This is a genomic window from Dehalogenimonas formicexedens (genome assembly GCF_001953175.1).
Classification (GTDB): Bacteria; Chloroflexota; Dehalococcoidia; order Dehalococcoidales; family Dehalococcoidaceae; genus Dehalogenimonas; species Dehalogenimonas formicexedens.
This window is the reverse complement of sequence record NZ_CP018258.1, coordinates 1,622,261-1,643,588: the sequence shown is the minus strand read 5'-3', so window position 1 is coordinate 1,643,588 and position 21,328 is coordinate 1,622,261. Positions and strand designations below refer to the sequence as shown.

The window sequence follows — 21,328 nt, the reverse complement described above, 5'->3', positions numbered from 1 at the left end:
TCCTTACGCCGGATAGGCGAGCTGGATGGTATAGGTCACCTTGAGCTGGCCGGTGCTAGGCACATCAACCGTGGATGCCAGGACGTCGCGGGAAAACATGATCGAGCCGGTTCCAGCCGAGCTGAATTTGACCCTGCCATACAGTCCGACCTCGTTGACACCGATCGAAGCGCCGGAGTTGTTGTTGATGAACCTGATGAGAGTATCGGTCAGAGTCTTGGTGGGTGCGTCATAGCTCATTGAGTGGAGGTCTGACTGGGCGTAATCCATCTGGCCGGGGCTAGAACCGTTGGCGATTTCAGCACCCAAGACATAGCCTTCGAAGGATTCGGGAAAAGCGTTGGTGCCGACGATGATACCTTTATTCACCGTACCGGCGGTGGCAAGCAGTCCGGTGTCAATTGACCGTGTGTTTACGTTGACGCCCTCATCCCAGCCGGCGACCTGATTCAGAGCCCAGCCGGAACCATTGGGGTAGATGTTTCCGCTCGTCCACTTGAGGGATATGGCGCCGGCTTCAAATACATTGGTCCCTGTTAGACCGTAGGCGGCCATCTGGGAAAACAGGAAGTTGTAGGCGTTCCGGTTCCAGGAGTGGCTTCTTTGCCGGTGGGCATGAATGATGTTTCCTTCCCCGTCCCGGACCTCCATCCCAAGGTATGCCCTGAAGACCGGCATCTTGAGCCGGGTGCCCAACTTCTCGAAGCGCCGGTACAGGCTCTCCAGTTTCGGGTCTTCAATGTAGATCTCGTTTGTCACTAAAGTCTCCTTCCTAGACGATTTGCGCGGCCGCTCCGATTACCGGGACCGGCACTGCGAACGACAATAATTCATCAGCACTTACGTCGAGCCCGACGCTGGTCATGATGGAAATTTCCGGTGTCTCAATAGACCGGGCCGCCGCGGCTGCATGAGCGCCGCCTGAATGATCCTCGTTTGTTGCGATGGCCAAGGGCGGCTTCGGCATCGTAAGAAGCGGCAAGGCGGCGACCCGGTTGACGGCGCCGGTCATGTAGATGATGAGCTCCTGGATGTCGAGCCAGCCCGGCCGTCCCATCCCGTGATCGAGCGCCTTGAGAACGTTGTAGCCGTTGCCGTACTCCAGGGGCAGCCTTTCGAATACGTTCTCGCCCCGGTAGATGATGTCGCCCGGTTGCATAAACGAACCTATTCCGCCAAGGTTGCGGATGTTCATGCCGTCCCAGTCCTTGTCGACGTCGATCTCAATCTCGGAGAGCTTTGTTGCTCCCGATTTTAACCTTAAGAAAAGGCTCACCTACATCGCCTCCAGCATGAAGTCGTAATCGACGGCCTGGCCATTATCGGCCGGGTCGTTGCTTTGGACGGTGACCCTGAGCGGTCCGTGGATCGCCCAGGTGCCGTTGACCACCGGCAAGCCTGGGCCATCCGCGGCAGCGTCGAAAGACTGTTCATACACTTTTCGCTCGATGCCGTTTATCTGCTTATACAGCCTGATGGTGATCTGAGTTCCGGCAAGGTTTTGGATACCGAGGGAAAGGTCGTGGAGCTTGTACTTCACCCCCGGTGCCCCGACGACGATCAGGTTGCTCTCGGCGATCTGCCAGTCGGCTATGGTGAAACCCACATACGGGATCTCGCCGGATAACTTGTCGGTCTGGTTCCTAATCGCCTCAAGCCTCGCCTCGAGGTTGGCGATGGCCGTCTCGATGGCTTTAAGGCTCAGCTTCGCCTTGCTTCCCTCGACGTAAAACTCGCCGGGCATCAGCTTCCCCTCCCGACCGGCAACTGTTTTGCGGGTTCTTTTGCCGGCGCAAGCTGCTTGGCCTTGTCTGTTTTCGGCTTCATTGCCGAGGCCACTATACCCAGCATCAAAACCGGCAACATGAGTCCCATGAGCGAGGTCCAGTCGAAGCCTGAAGAGCCGGCGTTTCCTGGCGCACCGGGCCAGGCCGGCGGCAGCACCGAGCTACCCGGCGCTACCAGCATGGTGGCCACTGAGTCGATGACCTCGCCGCTTTCTTTCTCGTGTAAAAGCAGCGCAAGGACCGCGTTGGTCTCGGAAAAACGCAAAGCGCCTTTGAGTTGGGCGAGGTCCCCAGGCTCGACCTTGAACCAGGTGTAGCCGAAGACCGGCAAGGCTTCTTCGCTAATCTGGGTAGTGTCCCGCGACAGCCGGGCCATCAGGGCGTATTCCTGCTCCACGTCAGTGGGATTGGCCACATAAACGGAAAGACCCAGATCATAACCTGGGGTGTAGTAAAGCCATGGCGGCAGGTCCCAGAAGACATCGCCCAGCGCGCCACCCATGACCGATGATGCCTGGCTCATAATGGAAACTCCACGTCTTCGCCTTTCAAGGCTTTTCTCACCGTGGACAGAGCCCAGGTACCCAGGGCGATCATCATGGCAACGCCGATGATCGCAGAAAATGCCGACTGCCAGAACATCGGCTGGTAGGTGTTGTACTCTGTGGGGTAGCCGTTCATGTTTTAGCCTCGGGTAATTTCTTGGGCTTTTTAGGCGCGGCGAGCGGCTTCATCACCTGCATCAGGATGTACATAACAAGCAGCATCATGCCCATGTTGATGAGGCTGGAGATGAGGTTTTTCACATCCTCCGGGATCAGCCACCAGATGACGGTGCCGACCAGCGGCGGCAGGGCGATGAAACCGATAATGCCGGCAATGATCGGCAGCCAGGCGAATCCCTTCTGCCAGGCGAGATAAACGGCAGGCCTGCCCGAATCGGCATGTACGATATAGCTATAGCCGGGCCAATGCTCGACTCCGGCATCGCTAAAAGCCTGCTCCAGCTGCGCCATTATCTCGCCCGAAGGAAATTCCTCGAAATCGAGCCGGGCTAAGAAAAGAGCGCCTTCGTCTGAGCTCTCTTCGAGCGGGGCGAAGGCGCCCAGTCCTTCAATGCTACCGGTTTGCCCCAGTGGGATAGCCCGGTAGCCCGGCGGCACCATCGCATAGGGCATGGGAAGCCTCCCTACGCTTAGACTAGCCGCCTGGCCTTGCGGCCGTACGGATTAAGGGTCACCTTTCGGGCTGCCGTGGTGCCGCCGGCGGCGGTCACCGTGGCGACCACGGTCAGCTTGTCGCCAGGGGTGAGCCGGAGATCGGCGCCGAGCTGCCCGGCCGCGGCCAGGTCGTAGTTGGTATTAGCCCCGGCCGCCTGGTCGGTGCCCAAGTATTTCTTGTCGATGGTGTCTGACTTTGGGAACTTCGAGACACGGAAGTTGCCCGACACCTCGGCTTCGGTGACCAAGTTGAGGCGGTTCAGGAACCAGACCTCGCCTGCCGGCACCTCGAGCTCGACGGTTTTGACCGTATCCTGGGCCGAAGCATCAGGCACGGTTACCTCGACCTTGTCGCGCTCGTCGATGCGGTCTTCGGTATGGATTGCCTCGGCGTTTAGCAGGGCTTCCCTAAATACCTGGAGCGGCAGACCCATCCAGTTGCCAGACTCGTTGTCGTACACGCCGAGCAGCGCCAACGACTGACCCAGGGGAGGCACCCAGCCCTTGGGAGGCCGCGCCCCGGGATAGCCCGGATATTGCTGCGGAACAATCTTCTTGTTCAAGAATTTACCTCCTGTATTGAATTTGCCTCGCCTAGGATTTACCGGTGATGCCTTTCATCATCGGCATCATGATGGCCATCATCATCACCATCATGATCATGGGCATCATGCCCGAGAACATGCTCGTCATGTCGGTGGTCTGCTGGGGATAGTAGCCGCCGACAGTGCCGTACTGGTATTGCTGGGGCCGGGCCTGCATCCCGGCGAACTGCTGTGTTGCGTACATGGTTTAGCTACCTCCTACAGTAACTTTCGTTTTAGTTCAGTCCTTAGACGTGACGCCCTTCATCATGGGCATGATGATAGCCATCATCATCACCATCATGATCATGGGCATCATGGCGGAAAACATCCCTGAAAAGGGATCGGTGGTCTGGGTGGGGTAGTAAGAGCCCGGGCCGCTCACCTGCATCGGGTTATATTGCCCCGGCGCTACCGGCCCGCTGATTTGCTGTGGATTGAACATCGCTGCCTCCTCGTTATTTTCATTTGGATTTCCGGCATTTGCCTGGTGTCCTCTCCCTGGTGGATCTTCCTCCTCTGCCGCCGCGACAGCAGTGAAGGAAGAAGGATTAAAATCTGAGAAAAGGCATCAGGCAGAGCAGGCGCTATTCGAACATGGCGCGCTTGTAGCCGCTAACCATGACCGGACCCTTGCCGTCGACGCCGTCGCGATAGTGATTAACCCGCCCCTCTTTCACCTTCAGACCGGACGGCGCGATGCCATTCATGCCGGTGCGGAAGGCTTCGGGGGTGGCTTTTTCTTGGTAGGCGACGGGGACGTTCTTTTCCAGGTCGTTCCAGCTGGCGTACTTTCCCATGCGGGCACCTCCTCTTTAGTCTCGGTCCGTTCGCGGCCGGGACGATTTCGGGGTTGCACTCCGGGCGGAAAGGCAAAGGGGTCAGCCTGAACCTTGCCGGTCCGGAGTGCTGACCCCTTGTGCGAGCCTGTGAGCTGCCGTGAAAAACAACGAGCCTCGTGAGCCGGGTTTTTCCAGCAAGCTCACGAGGCTTACGAAATCAGATTATACAGGCTGTGTCTGGCCTGTCAATAGGGTGAGGGTATTTTAGCTTTGAATACGATCGCGCAAATAGACACCTCAATTGGCCGTTCTCTAACAAAACCAGACTTCTACTCATACTTCGTTGAAATCAAAGGCTGAAAGGCCAGGGGGGAGACGGAGAGGAGATTAAACATGGCGATGAGGGGAGGGGTGGCGAGGGGGCATTAAATTGCTCAGCAAATACAAAGAAAACTATTCAAATAGCATACTCAACAGCATATCACCATGCGGAAGCTCCGCTTTTATACCATTAAAGGAGGAGTGAGTTTCTTCTAAAAATCCCACTAATCTAAACCAGCGACAAAGGTTTGGCCTAATACTCGGCGCACGGGTCCCCCGCTGAGGAACCGGGTTAGGTTACGACTCGCTGTCAAAGGTGATCTACCAGTATGCTGTTGAATTCCTGTTCGATGATTGCAATAGGTGACGTAAAGAAAAGAACGTGCGCGAGTGAGAGACACATAAAGCAATCTTCGCTCATCGTCAATTTCATTACCCTGAGCTCGCCCAGGGATATATTCATCTTCCGCTGCGGCAACAAAAATTACTTCTGCATCGAGTCCCTTTGCCTGATGCATTGTCATTACATTTACCTTTCCTTCAACTCGAACTTGTTCTTTGTCCCGCATCGGAGAGACGATTTCTCGCAGAAAATCCTCAAGCGAGATGCCGGAATTGTCAGAAATAATGTGTTCGATGACTTCCATCATTTCTTCCCCATGTTCAATGGCAAGTAACTCGTTGACCATACAATGTATGAACTCACTAAGATTGTCGGCATGTTCGTTCGTCGCATTAAGCCTATCGAGCATATTATTTGTGGTTTCATACTCTGTTTTTATTGCTTCTCCCTGTCTTGGGATAAGGACTGGATTGTTAGCTATTAGAGACAGGGCTTCAAAGAAGGTGATTCCCTTATTTCGAGCAATCTCGTAAATGCTGGCAACTGCGACATCCCCTAGATCATTGTCCCGTATCTTAATCAGGTTTCGCCAAGCCAAATTATCATTTCGATTGACCATTAGGCGAAGAAATGAGATAAAAACACGGCCTTGATCTTGTTCAAATACATTCAGTGGGTTTTCAACGGTTGTTGCTGGAATTCCTTGGTTTTGCAATGCGGCACAAATCGGGTTGGAAAATCTGTGATGCTTATTAGACCTAATCAAAACCAAGATCTGATCGGGAGTGATGCCTTTAGTCTCAACTAACCAGCGTGAAATTCGCGCAATCGCGTTGGCTTCATCATCAAAGTCGTTAAATTCTAACAAATGAACTTCTCCCGGTCTCATGCTACATGGAGTCAAAGGTTTAATAAGCCTGCGAATATCTTGCTCTGCAACATAATCTGCGATAGTAAGTATATTTTGACCGCAACGATGGCATTCAGATAGTGTCAGAGGTTCAGATCCAGGATATTCTTCAAGAAAGCGGCGAATACCAGTTGGATCAGCATGTCTAAAGCCATAGATACTTTGATCATCGTCTCCAGCGACGTAGAGTGTGGCGCCACCCCGCGCCAGGCTATTAATGACAGACAAATCACATGCATTAAGATCTTGATATTCATCTACCAAGACATGTAATGGCGAATTTGCAAGTCTTCTTGTTCCCTCTTCCAATGCCTTCTTTAATTGGTATACAAGTTCAGCTTGGAGTGTATACCCGTAGATTGTTCGATGCTCTTGCCAAGCACCAAGAAATCTGGGGTTTGGAAACCTATGAGCCCAATCATCGACCTCAGCTGAAAGCATCTCCCAGTCTGCGGAAAGAAGATCGATGAGATCCCGGGCATTTTTAACCTTTGGCAAATCGAGTAAGTCTTTGATGTCTTCTTCAATGATTTGTCTTTCTTCAAAATCATCTGCAATTCTGATTGGAGAGGGGAGGCGGTTACCGGCTCCAAGTTGCAGGAGCGATTGGAGAGCGAAAGAATGGAGTGTAGTTACTTTAGGGATGCTTCCACCTTCTTGATGCTCGGCAATGCGTTTTCTTAGTTCGCTTGCCGCTGCTCTAGTGAAAGTCAGGGCTAAAATCTCACCTGCAGAAACATTTTTTTCCTGTAACAGAAAGGCAATCCTACCAGTCATGGTTCGAGTCTTACCCGTTCCAGGTCCAGCTAATAATCTTGCATGTGAACCAAAGTGTTCGGCCTTCTCTTTTTGTTCCGGAGAAAGATCATCATGCCAAGTCATTCCATTCCTCCATGAGTTGATAAACCAAAAAGAGCCTGGGCATTTATAGCACCAGGCGCTTCACCATTCAAGTTAATTTGTCGGCTTAATTACCATTGCACGAACATCGGGTTCAACACATGAAATAGCCTATTCTAACTCAAACATCGCCTCCTGCCAGTTCCGCCACTTCTTGTCCTGGGCTTCAGCATACTTGCGGACCGCTTTATCCGCCCACTCCCTCTGGCTAGCTGCGAGGACGTTCTTCCTCAGTGATCGAGAAGCCGCCGGAGGATTCGTCTCCTCCGGCGGCTTGCTGATCTCGTAATCTGCCCTAAGGAGCGCGACGATAGTGAGCAAGGTGAAATAGTTATTCCACATTGATGATCTTGCCCTTGATGCCGAACATGGTTGAAAAGCCCCAGGCCAACTGCTCGCAGAGTTTGTCCACCGGCTCGCCAAGGTCGAGTTTCTCGTTCGGGTCCAACAGGTAAAACCTGACCTCGAGCCGGCCTTCCTTTCGGCGTTTGGTGATCTCCATGCCCATATGCCGCCCGATCTCCTGGGCCTGCTCCATCTGCTGCCGGTTGATGCCGGCCATACCCGGATTAAACATTACATGCCTCCTTTCTTTTGTTCTGTCTCCCAGCCTTCCGGAACGCCACCGCCGCCCCGGCCAGGAAACATCTGTTGCTCCATCATGCCCCACATCATGTCCATCACTTTATCGACTCGCTTGGCATAGGCCTCGTCAACCGTCTTCGGCGGCGGTCCTTTGGGTAGCTTCTCTTCGATATAGCCCAAGACACCGCCAACCGCCTCTTGGGCCGCTTCTCTGGCCATTTCCGAACTGGCGCCCCGGGCTCTGGCCGCCGCGGCATCGAGCTCCTCGCGAGAGGCAGTCAGCATCCTTAAAAGGGGCTCAAAGCGTTTCGCCTCAGCTTCGGCTTGCGTCTTTTGGATTTGAGCCAGCTCCATTACAAGAAGCATCGACGACCGGAGTTTCATCATGCCCCGGAGCTCGCACTGTTCTTCATAGCTATCGCCCATGTAACGGCGGAGGACCGCCTCTGGCGAAATGACTTCGCTCTGCTTGTAGGTCGACGGCAGGTTGCTGGCCTGATCGTCGGCCGCCGGGATCATCTTGGCCAGCTCCTGCCTCACCGTTCTTTCTTTGAAGTGAAGGTCATTCGTGAGTTGCTCGAAGGTGTAGCCCTTGCCCAGGTATTCCCTGATCTCGGCGGCGATGCTCGCCTCATCCGCCTTTCCGTCAACCTGTTCAGGAGCCTGGTTTTCGCTCATGGGTGGTTCATCCTTGTTTACCGGGTGGGCGCCCGACGTATGACCGCCGAGCGCCTTGATCGACTTGAATTGCCTGTTGCAGATCTTGCATGTGTACACTTCCTGCCTCCTGTAACCGGTGCCGTAACTTCCTGTGGAACGTACAGGCCGTGCCTACAGTGTGAATACCCGCTGTAGATACCCGCCTGTGAATACCCGAAATTGCCCTCATGTCCCGGCCTCCTTTTCCCCGGGGGTCACCCCCTCCCCATCGTCTGGCGAGTCGCCGCGGATCCGTTCAGCTTCTGCCTAATCTCCGATTCACTTTTCACCTTCGTTTCCTCCGATCAATAATTTGATTGCTTTTTCTACCCCGAGTTGGGGCGCCAGTCTTGCCACCCTGATGGCATCGCGAACGTTCTGGGTGAGGCCGTCCAGGCGGCGGGCGATCTCTTCAGCAAGCTCGGGACTGAGGCCTTCGCATCGCACCAACACGCCTTTTACGACCGTGAGATACTCCGCCCGGCCATATGGGAAGAGCTGCCGGATGGCGAACCGCGACCGAAGTTCCGGCGACAGTTTTTCACAGCGGTTGGAAGCGGCGATCACGCGGAGAGGGTTGTTTAAGTTGAGCTCGCGGCCTCTCTTAGCCCGCACCAACCGCCCGCCTTCCATCATGGTGAGAAGCGCGGCAGTATCGGCGGCGTTCATCTTGTCGATCTCGTCAATAAGGAGTATCGACGGCTCGCGCTCGGCCACCAGGTCCCATAGTCCAGCTTTCGATGTGGCCGAGCCCACCAGCCAGATAGCTTTCTCGCCGCCCGCCCTTTCGATGTCCCAGAGGAATAGCGTCTTGGCCAGCGCCGGCGGCCCGGTAAGGAGCACATGCACTGGCTTTTCGGCAAGTAATGACGCCCTGAGAAGTTCTTTTACGCCGTCATGCCCTATGATGTCATCGAAAAGAGAGTTGGGTGTTGCCAGTTTTGGCTCCTGGTGCGTCCGGGGCGGCGTGTTTTCAGCCGCAAGAAGGCTTTTGCCCAGTTCGCTCAACCGGTAGCCGGTGTGGGAGTTAGAGCGGAAGACGTTTTCGAGGTAGCCTTCTTTGAAAAGCTTGGAAAGCGTGGCCGGCCAGATCCGGACATGCCGCCAGCCCCAGCCGATGCGGTAGTCCTTGTCCATGTCTACCGAGGCCTCGAACCGGGCGATCTCCGTGAGAAGTTCAAGGGTGTTGTCAGCTTTCATTTCACCACCTCCTTTCGCTTGAGATTTTCCTGAACGCCTCGGTCACAAGTTGAGTCAGGTACTCAGTACCTTTGATACCGGCGGTGTCGGGATGGAGTTTCCGCAAGAGATCGAGATAACGCCGCCTCACCTGCTCCTGAGGCATGGACCGGTCGCAGCCGAGGATACGGTAGGGGTCAAAAGTCGGCTGAGTTGAAGACGCTGTTCTTTGGGCTGCCGATATATCCATGCCGAGCCGCTGAGCGAAACCGATGATAGCGGCCGGGTCGGCGGCATTAGAAAAACAATCGGCCATGAAGGACTGAAGCTCATATGCCAGATCCAGTTGCATGCGCTTGATCCGGTTGAAACGCTCTTCCATGTTCACCACCAGAAATGCCCGCATAAGACACCGATTAAGAAACCAACGAGGATCTGCCACCAGTAATTGCCGCCGATCCTGGCAAGAAGTATTCCCAGCCCTAGGAAGACAAGCATATAGACGAGCGGCGATTTCTTCTGGTCGTCCCGGATGATCTCCGTCCAAGGTCTGCCGCCCACTTTCCGCCAGAGACTTTCATATAGTCTGCCCAGGAAGTCGATCATTTCTTGGCCTCTTTCTTTATAAGCCACCCTCGTTCCTCGTCGGGGACGGGTGGTCCCAGGCGGTTGAAATCGAGGCAAGCCTGACAGATGTCGAGCGCCAGCGGCTCACCGCGGGCCAGCCGGATAATGTCGATGCCGCCGTTTCCGGCTTTGTCGGACAGAGGAAATCCCCTGCGGCAGAAAATCCTCTTGCCATGCACTCTGGCATGGGCGCATTCATAAAGCGTCCGTTTCTTCTTCATGTAGTTTCCTCCGGCTGATGATGAGGCGCCGCATTCGGCTCAGAACCTTTCGAACCTTTCAAACCTTTCGCCTCACGTTCAGGCTCACGATTGAAAGGTTTTTCGAAAGGTTTTTCCGCGGTTTCCAAACCTTTCGCCCCGTTTGAAGCTAAATCCGCAATATTTCCGGCTTTTTCAGCGAAAGGTTTTTCCTCGCCGGCAGAACCTTTCGGGGAATCCGAAGCTGTTTCGAAAGGTTCGAAAGGAATGAAAGGTTTTACCACCGATACGGGGGTTTCGAGCGCAAGGCCGTACTGCTTGACCAGGCTTTCGACCCTTGCCTGATCCCAGCAGACCACCCTTCGCCGGGTGGTGCTTCCCTTCTCTTTTTGAAAGCCCAGTCGCCGGGTCAGCCAGCCAGCCTTTTCCGGGTTAAACGGAGCCCCTTCTTCGTCTATAGCGCTGGCGTATAAGGCGATGTTTTTGAGGGACAGTTCCTGATTTTTCAAGTGCAGTTCGATCATGGCGGCAAGTACCCGTCCCGCATCGCTCTCCCGGCGCCTAGTGTAAAGCGACTCCTGCAGCCGGTGGACGAAACTGCCCAGCGCCTCCGCCATGGCATGGTCGCCGTTAAGCATCGCTTTCATCGGGATGAGGATCTCCTGAAGCCGTGGCTGCAGGTTCGGTTCGAGAAGTTCGTTGCCAAAGGTCTTGCCCTTCAGGCGACAGAGATTATGAAGACGAAAAGTTAACAGCTTTGAGCGCAGGGTCCCGACTTCCTTGTCGAACGATGCCGGCAGCACCCGGGGGATGTCGTCGCGGGTGAGAGGCATCATCTCGGAGGTGAGGCAGCGGCTCTCCAGGGCCTCGTCGCTGAAAGGAAACCTGGTCGACAGAAGTTTCGGGCCGAACACCTGGTAGCCCCGCGGAAACCATTTCCCGTTTTCCTTGTCGGCTCGAAGGACCGGCATACCCGGCCGGTAGCCGTTATTGAGAAGCTTCACCATCTCCGTCCAGGCGGAAGAATCCTTGAAGTCGGCTTCATCAAGCACCAGCGTTCCCCGGAATTGTTCCAGGATGCGGAAGATCGGCGACGGGGTGGTCGCGCCTGAGGCAAACATCGGCCGGAAGCAGACGCTGCCTACGACCTGCAAAAAGCGCGTCTTGCCAGTGCCCCAGTCGCCAATCACCCGGAGATAGGGAATCGACGGGGCAAACTCATATACCCAGCTTAAAAGGACATAGAGCGAAGCGATCTCCTCGAAGTCGGCCGGCAGTTCCATATAACGGTGAATGAAGTTCTTTACCTCGCTGAAGAGGATTGCCTGGGAGTCATAGGGCGTGGCGCCAGGGGCGAAGTGCACTACCTGGCCGACCAGTGGATCAGCGGTTGGCAAGTAAGCCACCTTCGAGGTGTCGTACTGCCAGACCTTTTTGATTGCCCCGCCATCCGAAACCATGAAATAACGGTCGTCTTCGTCGACCACCATCTCGCCCACCGTGCCATCGCGGAGGACGAAGCCGGAGACATAGCGTTCCCGGTCTTCCTCTTCCAGCTTAAACTCGCCAACCAGTTTTTCGGCATCGGCAAGGGAATGTCGCAGCAGATAGTCGTCAATGCCTGTTTTGCCCTGACCTTCCAACTGAGGCAGTTGGACGATTTGCACTTTCGCCCCTTTGCGCCGGATATGCTCGGCGACATGGGACAGCGCTTTCCTTACCGGCTCCTTGGTGACGATGTCGGAGTCGAAGGCGAGGTAAACAGTGCGGTCTTTGAGGGCGATGTAATCCCAATCGGCGAGGAAGGTGACGCCGCCGAACTCGTTCTTGCCCTTGAAGCCCCAGACGCCGGTGACGGATATGGCGCAGGCGCCGCGGCCAGCCAGGGCATCGGCCTTCTTCGAGCCCTCGGTAATCCAGAGAGGAACTTTCGGATTGCCGAGGGCTTTGTGACATCGAGGCGGGCAATCGAGGCGGTTCGACGAACCGGCCGGGAGCTCGTACTTCACTATCTTGCCTTGGTTGTTGGTGCGAGGATTATCAGGCCGGAGCTGGCAACCGGCTGCCTGACCATCGACGCCCCAGAGGGGAATCAAAAGTCCGGGGACCTGTTGTTGTGCCGGTGCAAAACCGAGCCTGGCAAGCTCGGCTTTGCCCACAATGCTCCGGTATTTCCGCTCCCGGATGATGTCGAGATCGAGGCCGGTTTCTTCCAGAAGATGCTTCAGATGATTTTCCAGAAGCTCCGGCACGGCCTCGGAGAACACGCCTCCAGTAGCGGCCTTTTCACCGCTCATGTCTTTCATGGTGATATTCGCTCTAGGAAGCGGCGTCGCGGTCGACAGCTTTAAGGAACCGGTTAAGGCCTTCGGCGGTGAATTTCGCCGGCGGCAGCGGCCAGTTGAAGTCGTCCATTTCGACGTTGACGTGGCAGTGCTTCTCAAACCACTCCTTGAGCTGGTGCTCCCGGATATCGAGCTGCCAGACCTTGCTCTTCGCCCGGTCCCAAAGTTTGATCAGGTCGCGTTCGGTAACGCCGTCCTCGAGCCTGACATTCTCCTTGCTGATTACTGCCTCCGGGAAAAGGTCGTCTGGAGCCTCGCTGTCAGGCGGCGGCAGAACCAGCACCTGGCCCGGCGGCATTTGGGCGAATTTCTGGATTTCAGCCAGCGTGTATGAAGCAGTCAGGGATAGAACCCGGACGGTCTTTTTCTTCCCATCGACCTCCACTTCCTTCTCAATGAGCCTCAGGGACAACGGGATCATCGACAGCCGGCCGCAGACGGCCTTAACAAGTTCAAGGCTTGAATTGATGCCGACGATGGAATGAAACGAACTGGTATCGAGCTGGTAGACGCCCAGGCCGGGGCAGTCGGGGATGAGGAACTGTAAATTCATCACCCGTTTGCAGCGGAGGGTCTCATAATGAGCGCATGTCTTCGGGCTACAGGTGATCTCCCTGAGCTCGGTCTCTACGTCCTCATGGGTGGCGATGCGGCCGGTCTTTATATTCACCCTGGCGAGGGCGGTCTCGCCGTCGCCGCGGCAGATGAGGCCGCGGTAGGACGAATAGCACCGCAGGTACTGGCCTGCCCACTGGTTTGGGTCTTCGGTCGGCAGCATGATGGCAAGCTCGGTGGGTTTTTCTCCGAAGATTTTCCTGACCTCATCCGGGCAGACGAAGTAATCGGTCGGTACCGGGTAGGGAAACCCCTCACTAGATTCCTTCCGTAGTCCGAGCCTGATCTTGCCCAGCCTGGGCAATCTGATGACACCGGTGATCCCTTTGATTGGCGACATGGTGCTCCTCCTTTTTCATTTTGGTTTCTTCGTGACTCTTTATCAGGCCTTCTTTTCGGCCGATGATGATGGCGAGTTCGATAAGGTTGCGGATCCGCTGCTTGATAAGGTGGGGTTCACATGCAACCGGCTCGGCCTTGTGAATACCGGCTGTTTGCGCACCCATCAGTTAGCCCTGGCTGTTTCATGGGCTTCTGCGCCGTCACATTCGACTTCCTCGATGATGAAAATATCGTCGAAGGTGACTCTCAGTGCGTTTTGAAGTTTCTCCCGTACCATGGGGGAGGGGTAGCGGCTACCGCGCATGATTTGCGAGATAAATCCGCTGCTGATGCCGGCTTTAATGGCGAGCCCGTTCTGGGACAGGTTTCGCCTGGCGATGGCCCGCAGGACGGCCGGCTGGTTCACTCTTACCTTGATAATCATTCGCTCAATCCCCCTGGTAAGATTTGTGGCAAAAATAAAGGCGCCTCGGGCTTTTAAGCCCAAAGCGCCTATCGTTTTCGATTCGGCGGATTAAATGTTAGCTGAGTTTAATCTCTCGCCTGACCGTCACCATCACCGGTTTACCGTCCTTGACCGCAATCTCGATCTTGCCCCACCCGAACTCGCGGCACACCCTCAAAATCTCGGGGTTATGCTTGAAAAGTTCTTCCAGTGAGGACTCGACGACTTGCTGCATGGCGCCCATTATAAAACAAGCTTTCTGGGAAAGTCAAGCATCTGTCAATCGTAGTGGAAAATAAGTGCTTGCTATCATTAACACATAGTGCTATAATGCTTGCTGAAAGAGAGGTGAGGACTAATGGCAGAACTCACTTTTGGTCAATACCTGCGGAGTCTCCGGGAGAGGCAGCGCATGTCGATGCGTGAAGTCGAAAAGGTAAGCGGCGTTTCTAATGCCTATATCTCCCAGATAGAAACAGGCGAAAAGCCGACGCCTCGACCGGAAATTCTCAAGAAACTGGCTCCCGCCTATAAGGTAACGGCGAGGGAGTTATTTATGAGGGCCGGTTACCTGGACGAACGCGAAGTTACGGCCAGCGAAGACGAGCGAATCGAAGCCGCTTTCCAGTACGTGCTTTCCGACCCGGACTATAAGCTCGGCACCCGTATCAGGGGCGAGACCTTAAGCATCGAAGCCAAACGCGGCATCGTCATCGTCTACGAAACCCTGACCGGCAAGAAGTTGCTCACAATTTAGTACCCGGGGGATTACATGACCGTTTCTGATAGACTCATGGAGTTCTGCCGTTTTGCCCTTAGCGAGGGACAGGATGCTGGTGACCCGGTGAGATTGGCGTCTTTATTTCGAGATTATGCCGGGATCGACCGCACGCCGAGCCTCAAAAAGACCCTTGAACTGATACGTTCATTCGATATCAAGATCGAGGGCGTCGTTTACCTGGACAGTGGCGGCACCAACATGTCGGCCAGGGGATCCTGGCATATCCATTACGCGGCTAAAGACCGCACCGGCACTCAGAAGTTCGACATCTTCCACGAGCTTTTTGAAATCATACATAAAGAGCTCAGCGCTATCGACGCTGGCATTAGCCCGATGGTTGAACCCAAACTCAGCCAGCACGCCGACCGTTTCGCCGCTTCTGCCTTGATACCGTCGGTCTTCTTTCTGGAGCAAGTGGGGAGGACCGGATGCGACCTTGTAAAATTGGGCGAAGAACTCGGACTTTCGCATCAATGCCTGATGATCGCCCTAGGGCAGCACCACACCGATATTCCGCTTATCGGGGCGCTGTACGAGCACCAACCGAAGACTCCCGCCGCCGAGAAGGCTGAGGCTGATGATTTCGTGGCGACGGTGGTTGTGAAAACAGGACGGGCTCGCCGGACCAAAAACCTTTGCTGGGTGCAGCCGACGCCGGCCCGCCATAGCCGACCCGAGACCGCCTCCCTGGTGTGCGCCGCCATTACCGGCGGAAAATCGCTTTTGTGGCGCAGCCCGCATATCGAAAACTCCCCCGCGGTCCTGGTGCGTCCGTTATTTACCTCAAGTCTCGAGCCATACAGGGTGATTCTCCTTGCCGTACCCAGTGAAGAGTGCGGTATGCTTGCCCCGCAACTGGAATTACTCGAACCGGTATCAGTCAATGGAGACCATTTTTGCCCGTCCGAAAAAAGGTGCCATAATCCGAATAGATGCAGTTGGAGGTTGCCATGAGCGGTGATGTCAAAAGGGTCGCTATCTACGCCAGGGTTTCCACCGAGGAGCAAGCGGAACGGGACCTCTCCATTCCATTTCAGCTTGAAAGGTGCCGCTATCATGCCAAGGGTAACGGCTGGGAGGTGGTCAAGGAGTACGTCGATGCCGGTGAGAGCGCCCGCACCGATAAGCGCACCGAATTCCAGAAAATGATCAGCGCTGCCCGGGCACGAGAAATTGACATAATACTCGTTCACAAATTCGACCGTTTCGCTCGAAATGACTATGACTTCGTTGTTTATGAGAAAGAACTGGAAGAACTCAGCATAAGTCTCGAGAGCGTCAGCGAGCCGGGGGATGCCTCCACGCCAGCCGGTTACATCGGCCGGCGGATGATGCAGATCATCAGCACCTGGTATTCAAAGAATCTGGCTGTTGAAGCCAGAAAGGGACTTAAAGAGAAGGTTGAGCAAGGCGGTTGGCCGAAACTGGCGCCCCTCGGATATCTCAATAAGCATGACAAAAGCAGTGCCTGGATCGAAGTTGATCCCGAACTCGGCCCTCTCGTAACCAGGGCCTTCAGGGAGATGGCTTCGGGGAAATGGACCATAAAAGAGTGGGCGGACTACGTTTATAGTCAGGGCTATCGCAGCCGGAAAGGCTTTCGTATTTCAAGCGGTCTCTGGAGTTTTGTCTTTCACAACCGCTTTTATCTTGGGGAGACTTGGCTTAAGAAGGGCGACATGCCTAACAAAGGCAATCACGAGGCTCTTACCGAGGCCGATACTTTCGCCACGGTAAATGTGATCCTGAGATCACATGATAACTACAAGCAACGCACCCAGCGCCACACCTATCTTCTGCGGGGGCTGTTGTACTCCGATGACACCGCCACACCTTGCTTTGTTGAGACGCATCCGAAGAAGAAGATCAGCTACTACCGCACCAAGGGAAGGGTCAATGGCAGTCAGATCTTCTACAATACCCGCGATATCGATGGCCAGCTTTTCGAAGTCATCAAAGACATCACCATAACCGAAGAGGGGAAAGTTGAACTTGAAGTGCAACTCAGCAAATGGTTTGCCGCCGAAAACAACGGGGATGAAGAATTGGAGCGGGCCAGGCAGCGGCTTCTGAAATTGGATCGGATGGAAAATCACCTCCAGGAGATGCTCTTGGAGGAGGACGTCTCAAAAGAAGACTATAGGGAACACCGGACACGCATCGAGGCCGAAAGGGCCAATCTCAGGGACCTCCTAACCACTGTAAGCACGCGGCGCGGCCTGATAAGGGGTGACTTTGAAATAGCTTTGGAGCTTGCCAGTAAGTTTGACTTGTTATTCGAAAATGGCGATAATAACAACCGGCGCTTGCTCTGTGAAACGGTGTTCAAACAGGTAAGGGTTCGCGATGGTAAGATTGCCGGATTTGAGTTGAACCCGCCTTTTGCCTTGATCTCCTCCCGGGGTAAAGGTACGGAACCCGTCCTGAGTCGGCAGCCAGATTCCTCGCGGCGCATTCGTCTAGCGGCCTAGGACGCTGCCCTCTCAAGGCAGAGATCACGGGTTCGAATCCCGTATGCGCTACCATTTCTCACCCCAACTTTATCCACTCGACCGGTTGTCATGACTGGATCCGGAACCCCTTCCTCCCTCTGTTCCCCGGCACGTGAACGAACTCTCCAATAACCTGATTTTCCAAAACATCAGTAGCCTTCTCCCCCGAAAATAGGTGATGTTACGGATTGGAACCCGCCGAACCCGGAGTATAGTTGTATTGGCGACAGGATTTCGGGCTTGCTGAGGAGGGTTGACCATGGTTTTCGGCGTACCGGCTGAACAGACTACTTAATTATTATTGTCTTTAGTCTTTCCCGACTGAAATTTATGAGAGGAGCAATCAACATGGAAATGAACTTGATCCCGGCCAGGAGGCTGACTGATTTCGACATCACCAATGACAAGAACGAGGATCTGGGACAGGTCCAGGATTTCATGATCGACGCTGCCTCGGGCAGGATCATGTACGCGGTGGTAGCCTTCGGCGGCACCCTGGGTTTCACCGATAAATGGCTGGGCATCCCCTGGGAGGCGCTCTGCTGGTCCCCGGAACAGCACAAGTTCATCGGTAATTTCTCACGACAAACCCTGGAAACGGCTCCCGGGATCGATAAAGCCAAATGGCCGGACCACTACATGGAAAGCGATGCCGGTTGGATGTCCAACCTGTATGCCAATTTCAGCTGCAAGCCCTTCCTGATGGTGCCCCCGCCGAACGCTGTCGCCGTAAGCCCCCAAAAATAGGCGCCGAGAGAGCTGAGGGTGCGTTGCAGGCTACCCTCAGTTTTACCCGCCTGTGGCTACGCGATCTGTTTCCCGCCGTCCGGTCCGGAAGACTGGTTCCAGATGGATTCGACGGTCACTTTAACCACATACTTCGGGGCCGGCAGTTGGGGCATAGCCTTGTGGATAGCCTCGGCCGTTTGATCATATAACGGGCCGCTTCCGATCTGCTCGGTCGCTCCCTTGAACATATAGCCACGTTTCGAGGCCTCTTCGAAGACCATGATCGCCGCCACCGGATTTTCGCTCAAATTCTTGCGGGTCTTCATTGAGAAGAGATCGGCAAAGACGAGGTGCTCGTCGTCCAGGAGCCTGAGCGACCCTTTTATCGAAACGTTGGGTACCCCTGCCTTCGATGAAGTCGCCACCCAACCCTGTTTGCCTTTCATGAATTCCTGGAGTTCCTGGGGAATCTTGACTGCCATGTGTCTCTCTCCTTTTCTTAATCCTTCTTTTGGCGGCTGCTGTTCGAAGCGACTTCCATGGGCATGACCAGCGGCGGGCTGACGAAACAGCGGTTGGCCGCCGCTTCCCTGATGGCGGTAACCACGTACTCTACTCCGGCTTCCTTCAGGACATAACCGAGAGCCCCGGCGGTCAGGGCGCTCACCACGAACGGTTCGTCGGCGTGCATCGAAAGCACCACCACTTTACTGGGATAACCTTTTTGTCTGATGGTTTTTGCGAGCTCGATACCGGTCGGGGGCGGCATGCTGATATCGGTTACCAGGATGTCCGGCTTCTGGCTCTCGACAAGCGCCAGCGCCTCAGAACCATTGGCGGCCTCGCCGACCACCTTCAAATCGGGTTCCATTTCCAGAAGCGTCCGCAGGCCTTGCCGGACTACCTTATGGTCGTCAGCGATAACGATGGTGATCATGACCAACTCCCAGTCTAGAGCGTTGGCTGATTATACGGCTGACCTGGCGGCTCGACAATTAGTAGAACTACCTAATTTTTCCGGGCAATTGTTAAGCTAGATGAACACCGCGGCCAGTCCCCCGACCACCGCCGCGGTGCCCGCCCCTTTGATCACCCAGCCCCTGGCGCTTAGTTTTTCGCAGATCATGAAACCCGGCGCGCACCGGCCGATTACCGCCGAGGCCGCAAAGACCAGCAGCGGCTTCGAGTTGAATACTGTGGAAGCCAAGGCCACCGGGCCGAGTTGGATCGTCCAAAAAGCCATAATCGTGGCCGCCGTGGCGATCGCCTGATTTACCAGGGTGAGGTTTATCGCCTGCCTGGAATTTGCCATTGCTTTCAGGCTGGCGATCACATCCCGTCTCAGGCACAGGCCCAGTATCACCAGCGAGGCGACCAGAAAATCGATGCCGGCGCACGTCCAGTACGACATGTATTCCAGCCCGAATTTGTTGAACACACTGCCGGTGGCGGCGATGATCGCTACGCCAAGGAGCACGAAAAAAGGCCTGGAATGAAAATGACTGGTGCCCCGGCTATCCCACCTGAAGGAAATTATGACCGCGCCGCTGATGACCGCCACAATGCCCAGCCACTGTTGAAGCCCCAGGCTCTCGCCGAGGAAAATGGTCGCCAGGATGGCTACAAAAACCGGCGCCGTACTGACGACCGGCGCGACCCGGGCGACATCCTGGCTTTTCATCGCGTTGATCATGAGCAGCGAGGCGAACGAGGTAATGACCGCTGATCCGGTAATAGCCCCGATCGGGGCTAATCCGGTTCCGGCGGGTACCGGAAAAAGGATCAGGGTGACGATGCTTACCGGAAGCAGAAAGGCGCCGCAGATAAGCATGTAGGCTCTGGTCCCCGGCATGCGGCGGGACATGAAATGGCTGTCGAGCAGCGTTACCAGGGCGGAAATTATCGTTGTGGAGAATGCCAGAACAAACCAGATGGGTGACATGTGAGATTTCCTTTCTAACTTTACGGTGGCGGTGGGGTGTTAGAAAGGCCGCTAGTCGAAGACGCAAACGGGGATGCGCGGGACGGCCGCCAGAGTGCCGGCGTCCGCTGCTGCGGGACGATGTAAGTCTTCTGTTTCCCGGGGTGCCAGTACGTTATTCATCGGAATGATTCCGGTATTATAAGGGCCGCGTTGCCCAAATACAAAAAGCTTCCGCTTCAACCTCATTCTTTTTCGGGGATCGCGATCGGAATTGCCCGGGCAGCCGCTACCGTATACAATCGATTCGCCTACGTTAGGCAAAAAGGAGGCGGTAAATGGATGCCTCGGTCATTAAAAAACTCCAGTTCAAGTCGGGGACAAAAGCTGCGGTGCTGAATGCGCCGCCTGGATATGTCGATGAATCGATTCCCGTGTCGGAGAGCTTAACCGGCGCGGCGGGTCAAAGCCTTGATTTTGTCCAGGTCTTTGTGAGAAACGCCGGAGACCTGGCGCGGGTCATCCCCGAGGTACAAAAAGCCTTGAAACACGACGGATTGCTTTGGATTTCGTATCCCAAGGGTTCCTCAAAGGTCAAAACGGATCTGAACCGCGATATCCTCTGGAAAGAGATGGAGCAATACCATTTACTCGGCGTTTCGCTGGTTTCGATCGACGAAACCTGGTCGGCCATGAGGTTCCGCCCGGCGGATAAAGTCGGCAGCAGTCCCTGACGCTTTTTAACTTTTAGGGTCGGTGGATACCGCGGCTTGGATGTAAAACAAGGAAGCCAGGTTTTTGAGCTGGCTTCCTTATGGGAATTACCGGGAACTTCTCGGGTTACTTTTTCTCTGCGGTCTCTATAACTTTCCCGCCGCTTTGAACGGAGACCTTGATCTGCTTGCGCTTTTTCTCCTCGGCTTTGGGCAGCGTTACCGTCAGAACCCCGTGCTCATAGGTCGATCTGATATGTTCGGTGTCGACGCTCTCCGGCAATCTGAGCGCCCGGTAGAATGAGCCGAACGCCCGCTCGCGGACCAGGTAACCGGATTCTTCGGTTTCGGTGTCCGAAGAGCTTTCGGCTTTGAGTTCCAGGACGTTGTCTTCTACGGTGACCTGGATTTCGTCAGCCTTCACACCAGGCAATGAAGCCTTGACTACAATCTCATCGCCCACCTTTTTGACGTCGATCGGGATGTCCCACTGTTCAACCGTAGCTGGCTGCAGCCCGAAATTGCGCCACATCCTGTCGAAGGTCCTGTCCACCTGTCGGAGTTCCCGGTAGGGGTCCCATCTTTGAAGTACCATAAACCTTTCCCTCCTTATATATTACAATTTGTTAGCAGTCACGCCCATCGACTGCTAATTTCTTTATACCAAAATATCAAGGTTTCGCCAAATCTATTTGAAGCGATTTATCGTTTAGGGTAAAACATGAAACCTTTTGACAGTCAAAAATTGAATCATATCTCATCAAAGATCGTTGATTATCGAAAGATCGCCTGATTTCTACCGATATCT

Annotated in this window: 31 protein-coding genes and 1 tRNA gene; 6 read left to right on the top strand and 26 right to left on the bottom strand. The window is 54.8% G+C overall.

What is annotated here, in order from left to right; genetic code table 11:
- Positions 1-3: 3 nt before the first annotated feature.
- The 22 genes from Dform_RS08590 to Dform_RS11385 all read right to left on the bottom strand — a co-directional run bounded on the left by Dform_RS08590 (position 4) and on the right by Dform_RS11385 (position 14,119).
- Positions 4-759 carry a hypothetical protein gene (locus Dform_RS08590; protein ID WP_076004640.1) on the bottom strand — a complete coding sequence of 252 codons (756 nt, stop codon included), beginning with the start codon at positions 757-759 and terminating at the stop codon, positions 4-6.
- A 13-nt stretch (positions 760-772) separates the two neighbouring features.
- Positions 773-1,276, bottom strand: coding sequence for a hypothetical protein (locus Dform_RS08585; protein WP_076004639.1), 504 nt, complete (start codon positions 1,274-1,276; stop codon positions 773-775).
- On the bottom strand, positions 1,277-1,744 hold the full coding sequence (locus Dform_RS08580) for a hypothetical protein (RefSeq protein WP_076004638.1): 468 nt from the start codon (positions 1,742-1,744) through the stop codon (positions 1,277-1,279).
- Positions 1,744-2,310 (bottom strand): hypothetical protein, encoded by a 567-nt coding sequence (locus tag Dform_RS08575; RefSeq protein WP_076004637.1) that lies wholly within the window; start codon positions 2,308-2,310, stop codon positions 1,744-1,746. The genes Dform_RS08580 and Dform_RS08575 overlap by 1 nt, the downstream gene beginning before the upstream one ends.
- Positions 2,307-2,468, bottom strand: a complete 162-nt coding sequence (locus tag Dform_RS11120) for a cytosine permease (protein WP_099092358.1) — start codon at positions 2,466-2,468, stop codon at positions 2,307-2,309. The genes Dform_RS08575 and Dform_RS11120 overlap by 4 nt, the downstream gene beginning before the upstream one ends.
- Positions 2,465-2,965 (bottom strand): hypothetical protein, encoded by a 501-nt coding sequence (locus tag Dform_RS08570; protein WP_076004636.1) that lies wholly within the window; start codon positions 2,963-2,965, stop codon positions 2,465-2,467. Before Dform_RS08570 ends, Dform_RS11120 begins: the two co-directional genes overlap by 4 nt.
- Before the next feature lie 17 nt (positions 2,966-2,982).
- Positions 2,983-3,570, bottom strand: a complete 588-nt coding sequence (locus Dform_RS08565; protein WP_076004635.1) for a hypothetical protein — start codon at positions 3,568-3,570, stop codon at positions 2,983-2,985.
- Positions 3,571-3,601: 31 nt separating this feature from the next.
- Positions 3,602-3,796 carry a cell division protein FtsH gene (locus Dform_RS08560; protein ID WP_076004634.1) on the bottom strand — a complete coding sequence of 65 codons (195 nt, stop codon included), beginning with the start codon at positions 3,794-3,796 and terminating at the stop codon, positions 3,602-3,604.
- Positions 3,797-3,832: 36 nt separating this feature from the next.
- Positions 3,833-4,036, bottom strand: coding sequence for a cell division protein FtsH (locus Dform_RS08555; RefSeq protein ID WP_076004633.1), 204 nt, complete (start codon positions 4,034-4,036; stop codon positions 3,833-3,835).
- Between the two features lie 142 nt (positions 4,037-4,178).
- Positions 4,179-4,391, bottom strand: a complete 213-nt coding sequence (locus Dform_RS08550; protein WP_058439980.1) for a hypothetical protein — start codon at positions 4,389-4,391, stop codon at positions 4,179-4,181.
- Between the two features lie 527 nt (positions 4,392-4,918).
- Positions 4,919-6,829 carry an ATP-dependent helicase gene (locus Dform_RS08545; protein ID WP_076004632.1) on the bottom strand — a complete coding sequence of 637 codons (1,911 nt, stop codon included), beginning with the start codon at positions 6,827-6,829 and terminating at the stop codon, positions 4,919-4,921.
- Positions 6,830-6,958: 129 nt separating this feature from the next.
- Positions 6,959-7,189 (bottom strand): hypothetical protein, encoded by a 231-nt coding sequence (locus Dform_RS08540; protein ID WP_076004631.1) that lies wholly within the window; start codon positions 7,187-7,189, stop codon positions 6,959-6,961.
- On the bottom strand, positions 7,179-7,424 hold the full coding sequence (locus Dform_RS08535) for a hypothetical protein (RefSeq protein ID WP_076003423.1): 246 nt from the start codon (positions 7,422-7,424) through the stop codon (positions 7,179-7,181). The genes Dform_RS08540 and Dform_RS08535 overlap by 11 nt, the downstream gene beginning before the upstream one ends.
- Positions 7,424-8,209 (bottom strand): C2H2-type zinc finger protein, encoded by a 786-nt coding sequence (locus Dform_RS08530; RefSeq protein ID WP_076004630.1) that lies wholly within the window; start codon positions 8,207-8,209, stop codon positions 7,424-7,426. Before Dform_RS08530 ends, Dform_RS08535 begins: the two co-directional genes overlap by 1 nt.
- A gap of 201 nt (positions 8,210-8,410) precedes the next feature.
- Positions 8,411-9,331, bottom strand: a complete 921-nt coding sequence (locus Dform_RS08525; RefSeq protein ID WP_076004629.1) for an AAA family ATPase — start codon at positions 9,329-9,331, stop codon at positions 8,411-8,413.
- Between the two features lies 1 nt (position 9,332).
- Positions 9,333-9,716 (bottom strand): J domain-containing protein, encoded by a 384-nt coding sequence (locus tag Dform_RS08520; RefSeq protein WP_145925560.1) that lies wholly within the window; start codon positions 9,714-9,716, stop codon positions 9,333-9,335.
- Positions 9,695-9,916: a hypothetical protein gene (locus tag Dform_RS08515; RefSeq protein WP_076004628.1), complete on the bottom strand. Its 222-nt coding sequence runs from the start codon at positions 9,914-9,916 to the stop codon at positions 9,695-9,697. Before Dform_RS08515 ends, Dform_RS08520 begins: the two co-directional genes overlap by 22 nt.
- Positions 9,913-10,158, bottom strand: a complete 246-nt coding sequence (locus tag Dform_RS08510; RefSeq protein WP_076003417.1) for a hypothetical protein — start codon at positions 10,156-10,158, stop codon at positions 9,913-9,915. Before Dform_RS08510 ends, Dform_RS08515 begins: the two co-directional genes overlap by 4 nt.
- Positions 10,155-12,443 (bottom strand): DUF3854 domain-containing protein, encoded by a 2,289-nt coding sequence (locus tag Dform_RS08505; protein WP_225973671.1) that lies wholly within the window; start codon positions 12,441-12,443, stop codon positions 10,155-10,157. The genes Dform_RS08510 and Dform_RS08505 overlap by 4 nt, the downstream gene beginning before the upstream one ends.
- 13 nt (positions 12,444-12,456) lie before the next feature.
- Positions 12,457-13,437, bottom strand: coding sequence for a recombination directionality factor (locus Dform_RS08500; protein WP_076004627.1), 981 nt, complete (start codon positions 13,435-13,437; stop codon positions 12,457-12,459).
- A gap of 165 nt (positions 13,438-13,602) precedes the next feature.
- Positions 13,603-13,863, bottom strand: a complete 261-nt coding sequence (locus tag Dform_RS08495) for a helix-turn-helix domain-containing protein (protein WP_083635426.1) — start codon at positions 13,861-13,863, stop codon at positions 13,603-13,605.
- A 97-nt stretch (positions 13,864-13,960) separates the two neighbouring features.
- Positions 13,961-14,119, bottom strand: coding sequence for a hypothetical protein (locus Dform_RS11385; protein WP_158513488.1), 159 nt, complete (start codon positions 14,117-14,119; stop codon positions 13,961-13,963).
- Between the two features lie 123 nt (positions 14,120-14,242).
- On the opposite strand from Dform_RS11385, the gene Dform_RS08490 reads away from it, so the two are divergent.
- The 5 genes from Dform_RS08490 to Dform_RS08470 all read left to right on the top strand — a co-directional run bounded on the left by Dform_RS08490 (position 14,243) and on the right by Dform_RS08470 (position 17,904).
- Positions 14,243-14,641 carry a helix-turn-helix domain-containing protein gene (locus Dform_RS08490; protein ID WP_076004626.1) on the top strand — a complete coding sequence of 133 codons (399 nt, stop codon included), beginning with the start codon at positions 14,243-14,245 and terminating at the stop codon, positions 14,639-14,641.
- A 15-nt stretch (positions 14,642-14,656) separates the two neighbouring features.
- On the top strand, positions 14,657-15,619 hold the full coding sequence (locus Dform_RS08485; protein ID WP_076004625.1) for an ImmA/IrrE family metallo-endopeptidase: 963 nt from the start codon (positions 14,657-14,659) through the stop codon (positions 15,617-15,619).
- Entirely contained in the window at positions 15,616-17,136 is a 1,521-nt protein-coding gene (locus Dform_RS08480) for a recombinase family protein (protein WP_076004624.1), read from the top strand. Before Dform_RS08485 ends, Dform_RS08480 begins: the two co-directional genes overlap by 4 nt.
- Positions 17,114-17,190 (top strand) — tRNA-Glu (locus Dform_RS08475). Before Dform_RS08480 ends, Dform_RS08475 begins: the two co-directional genes overlap by 23 nt.
- A 315-nt stretch (positions 17,191-17,505) precedes the next feature.
- Positions 17,506-17,904 carry a PRC-barrel domain-containing protein gene (locus Dform_RS08470; protein WP_076004623.1) on the top strand — a complete coding sequence of 133 codons (399 nt, stop codon included), beginning with the start codon at positions 17,506-17,508 and terminating at the stop codon, positions 17,902-17,904.
- 56 nt (positions 17,905-17,960) lie between these two features.
- Here the strand turns inward: Dform_RS08470 and Dform_RS08465 are convergent, their stop codons facing one another.
- The 3 genes from Dform_RS08465 to Dform_RS08455 form a co-directional block, all read right to left on the bottom strand.
- The gene (locus Dform_RS08465; RefSeq protein ID WP_076004622.1) at positions 17,961-18,368 is read right to left on the bottom strand and encodes a pyridoxamine 5'-phosphate oxidase family protein; all 408 of its coding nucleotides are present in this window, start codon (positions 18,366-18,368) and stop codon (positions 17,961-17,963) included.
- A 17-nt stretch (positions 18,369-18,385) separates the two neighbouring features.
- Positions 18,386-18,823 (bottom strand): response regulator, encoded by a 438-nt coding sequence (locus Dform_RS08460; protein ID WP_076004621.1) that lies wholly within the window; start codon positions 18,821-18,823, stop codon positions 18,386-18,388.
- 96 nt (positions 18,824-18,919) lie between these two features.
- Complete coding sequence (locus Dform_RS08455; RefSeq protein ID WP_076004620.1) at positions 18,920-19,828, bottom strand: EamA family transporter; 909 nt, start codon at positions 19,826-19,828, stop codon at positions 18,920-18,922.
- 317 nt (positions 19,829-20,145) lie between these two features.
- Here Dform_RS08455 and Dform_RS08450 point away from each other — a divergent pair, with 317 nt between their 5' ends.
- The gene (locus Dform_RS08450; protein WP_076004619.1) at positions 20,146-20,541 is read left to right on the top strand and encodes a hypothetical protein; all 396 of its coding nucleotides are present in this window, start codon (positions 20,146-20,148) and stop codon (positions 20,539-20,541) included.
- Positions 20,542-20,647: 106 nt separating this feature from the next.
- Here Dform_RS08450 and Dform_RS08445 read toward each other — a convergent pair whose 3' ends face one another.
- Positions 20,648-21,115, bottom strand: a complete 468-nt coding sequence (locus Dform_RS08445; protein WP_076004618.1) for an Hsp20/alpha crystallin family protein — start codon at positions 21,113-21,115, stop codon at positions 20,648-20,650.
- Positions 21,116-21,328 lie beyond the last annotated feature (213 nt).